The organism is Allomuricauda sp. TY007 (assembly GCF_010468565.1).
Taxonomy (GTDB): domain Bacteria; phylum Bacteroidota; class Bacteroidia; order Flavobacteriales; family Flavobacteriaceae; genus Flagellimonas.
In genome coordinates this window covers 1-3,412 of record NZ_WUEG01000030.1, presented here as the reverse complement: position 1 = coordinate 3,412, position 3,412 = coordinate 1, and the positions used below count along the sequence as shown (strand labels likewise).

6 protein-coding genes are annotated in these 3,412 nt (G+C 39.3%); all 6 read right to left on the bottom strand.

Annotated elements, in window-relative coordinates; translation table 11 throughout:
• Positions 1 to 119: 119 nt before the first annotated feature.
• A complete protein-coding gene (locus GO009_RS17165; RefSeq protein WP_163627943.1) occupies positions 120 to 578 on the bottom strand; it encodes a hypothetical protein in 459 nt (152 codons plus the stop codon).
• 14 nt (positions 579 to 592) lie between these two features.
• Positions 593 to 991: a hypothetical protein gene (locus GO009_RS17160; protein WP_163627942.1), complete on the bottom strand. Its 399-nt coding sequence runs from the start codon at positions 989 to 991 to the stop codon at positions 593 to 595.
• A gap of 51 nt (positions 992 to 1,042) precedes the next feature.
• On the bottom strand, positions 1,043 to 1,504 hold the full coding sequence (locus GO009_RS17155) for a hypothetical protein (protein ID WP_163627941.1): 462 nt from the start codon (positions 1,502 to 1,504) through the stop codon (positions 1,043 to 1,045).
• Between the two features lie 3 nt (positions 1,505 to 1,507).
• Complete coding sequence (locus tag GO009_RS17150) at positions 1,508 to 2,095, bottom strand: hypothetical protein (protein WP_163627940.1); 588 nt, start codon at positions 2,093 to 2,095, stop codon at positions 1,508 to 1,510.
• Positions 2,089 to 2,568: a hypothetical protein gene (locus GO009_RS17145; protein WP_163627939.1), complete on the bottom strand. Its 480-nt coding sequence runs from the start codon at positions 2,566 to 2,568 to the stop codon at positions 2,089 to 2,091. Before GO009_RS17145 ends, GO009_RS17150 begins: the two co-directional genes overlap by 7 nt.
• Positions 2,546 to 3,412: hypothetical protein (locus tag GO009_RS17140; protein WP_203532487.1), on the bottom strand; the 867-nt coding region annotated here is incomplete at its 5' end. The genes GO009_RS17145 and GO009_RS17140, both read right to left, overlap by 23 nt.

The following is a 3,412-nucleotide window of genomic DNA, read 5'->3' as shown; positions in this document are numbered from 1 at the left end:
AAGGGAGGCCACAAAGAAGTGGTCCATGCCCATCAGGAACTGGGGCATCATTTTAAACCAGTTCCTAACGATCTATGAAAAAAGGGTCAGACTCTAATAAAGTCCAACCCCCGTTATTTTCAACTTACACACTTATTGGGATAGTGTCTCCTTTTTTCAAGTATAGCTACATTAATGACCCACGTGCCTTTATCCAGCTCAAGGCTCTTGGCCAATTTTAGCATCAAGGCGCTTATACGCTGGCTGTTCTTTTTGTTTTCCTCTTCGGTCTTGTTCGGGTTCTTTACGTAGTAGGCCCTCGGGAACTCTTCACCGCTTTCTTTCTCTTTTAAATAAAAATAGCGTGGTTGGCCTTCCTTGTCCTTACCGTGCTTATTTTCCCAATCGCAGGGCACCGTAAAACTTGTCTCGCCCTTGCCCTCGCTGTCAATGGTTATTTTGAAGTTTGCTCTCATGTCCTCATCGTCCCAAGTGTCATAGGTACTGTACTCGTCCGTGTGGTTGTCCTGCTTTTTGTCCTCCCAGACCTCAAACTCCAAGGTCTTGTCAATTAGGTTTCTTGTCTCTACCTTTACCATTACGGTATCACCTTTTACCACTCGCCGTTTTTCTTCATTTCATCACACTCTTCTTTGTTAAAGCACTCTATACATGGCTGTTCAACAACAGGTAGCTCTATTGAATTCAAACTATCTGTAAAAAAATTCACCTCATTATATGATTCCTCTTTCCAATATAATTCATCAACTTTTTTTAATTTAATGTAATATGTAGCCGATCCTCCTTTTACAGGGTAAGTTTTGATTACCAGGGAATCCGCATATTTTCTAATAGATTTTATTTCATATCTCTCTTCAACATCCATTCTGGGTTGAATATATATAAAACCGTTCTTGAACCTATATTTTATAGTACTTACTATACATGATACATAATTGATTTTATTTCCCAAACTATCCTCTTTTACTTCAACTAAAGTAATTCCGTCCAAAAAATGTTGTCTCCCATTCTTGCAAGCAAACAAGCAAACAAGCAATTCTTATTAAAACTTAATGTATTCACCTTTTTTCTTATTTCTTCTTATTTGTGTAACCGTATAAGCTTTCCCATCTGCCCTATAATTACTTACCGAAACTAAGGAGCTATCTGACTTTAATTCAAGTAACCATTCTTTCTTAGCACCATACCGAGTACCTACATCCCAAAAAATATAATGTACTTGACCATTAACACATTTTCTGCCCACAGCGACAATATAATGATCGGTAGTATCTTCATTAATAACTCCATGTCTTCTGTATTTTAAAGTATGGTTTACCCCTAATAATACTGGATAACCATGCTCTAATGATTTATCTAAATACAATAACCCGGCATTGACATCTTCACTATGAAATACTAATTCAGTTCTTTCATCATTTTCATCAGCTAATTGGTAAAAAGATTCTTTCCTGCTTGTTCTTGTAGGCGAATTTTCCGTAGCTCCTTCCGCCTCAATCCCCAATTGTCATATGATACTCTTACAGGTGGCAGTACAATTAGCTTTTTTTGATTGCTTCCTAAAAACCATCCGTTTCCTCAAATCAACATGCTTCTTTCCACATTCAGGGCATGCCCCTTCTTCCAAGGTTTTCTTTTCGGGCGGCGGCAGCTCCTCCCCAAGCACCACGGCACTGCTCTTTTCTTGGGCCTTGTCCCGCTCAAGGCTCTTGGCCACTTTTAACATCAAGGCACCTATACGCTGGCTGTTCTTTTTGTTCTCCTCGTCTGTCTTGTTGGGGTTCTTTACATAATAGGCCCTCGGGAACTCTTCGCCGCTTTCCCTCTCTTTTAAATAAAAATAACGTGGCTGGCCTTCTTTGTCCTTATTGTGCTTGTTCTCCCAATCGCAGGGCACCGTAAAACTTGCTTCGCCATTGCCCTTGCTGTCTATCTTTATCTGTACGGTCTCAGGGAGTTTTTCGTCGTCCCAGGTGTCATAGGTACTGTACCCGTCCGTGTGGTTGTCCTGCTTTTTGTCCTCCCAGACCTCAAAATCCAAGGTCTTGTCAATTAGGTTCCTTGTCTCTGCCTTCACCGTATCACCTTTTACCACTCGCCGTTTTTCTTCATTTCATCACAATCCTCCTTTTCCCAACAATCTGTGCATGGTTGTTTTCTATATTTTAATTTATGAATACTCAAGCTGTCAATATAAAGTATATCATCTATCTTAATAAAGCTTTCATCAACCCTATGTATTTGCATCTCGGAATCAGGGTAGCTATGGGGGAATAACCTATTTATCATCTTATAGAAAACTATTGAATTTTCATCAATAATTTTAGATTTAAAATCATATACATATTTTCCATCTTGAGATGTTGTCTTAACAATCTTGTCTTCTCTAAAAGAATATGCACTTATAGAGGCATCACATGGCTTGAATAAATATGTCGAAGAATCAGTTTCAACAACTTTATAGAAGGTATGACCTTCAACAAATAATTTTTTCTCTTTTTTGTCACAAGCAAACAAGCAAACAAGCAAACAAGCAAACAAGCACTTAATATTCGATGATTTTCCCATTTGGTTTTATGTTTCTGGCAATTTGTGTTACAGTGTAAGGTTTATTACCTGATTTATATGTTTTATCGGCTACGAGTTTATAGCCATCCCTTAGCTGGAATAACCATTCAGTACTTTTTCCTCTTTTTGTTCCCACGTCCCAAAAAGTATAATTTATCTTTCCATCGATACATTTCCTACCCACAATAACCACATAATGATCGGTCGTAGGATAAGAATCTTCATTTATATTCCCCCCTAAAGTATGATTCACTCCTACTCTTACTGGATGCCCAAAATCTATTGCTTTATCTAGATATTGAATAGCCTTAATTGATTCCCCTTTGTCAAAAACCAACTTCGTATGTGAAGCATTTTCCAATACCAATTGATAATATGCAACCCCATGGATATCATACCCTTCACAAGTAATCCCCAATTGTCTAATTATACTTCTAGCAACCTCTCCACAGTTAGTCGACCCTGCTGCCTGCTTTTTAAAAATCAATTTCTTCCTCAAATCAACATGCTTCTTTCCACATTCAGGGCATGCCCCTTCTTTCAAAGTTTTCTTTTCGGGCGGCGGCAGCTCCTCCCCAAGCACCACGGCACTGCTCTTTTCTTGGGCCTTATCCCGCTCAAGGCTCTTGGCCACTTTTAACATCAAGGCACCTATACGCTGGCTGTTCTTTTTGTTCTCCTCATCTGTTTTGTTGGGGTTCTTTACATAATAGGCCCTCGGGAACTCCTCGCCGCTTTCCTTTTCTTTTAAATAGAAATGACGTGGCTGGCCTTCTTTGTCCTTATTGTGCTTGTTCTCCCAATCGCAGGGCACCGTAAAACTTGCTTCTCCATTGCCTTCACT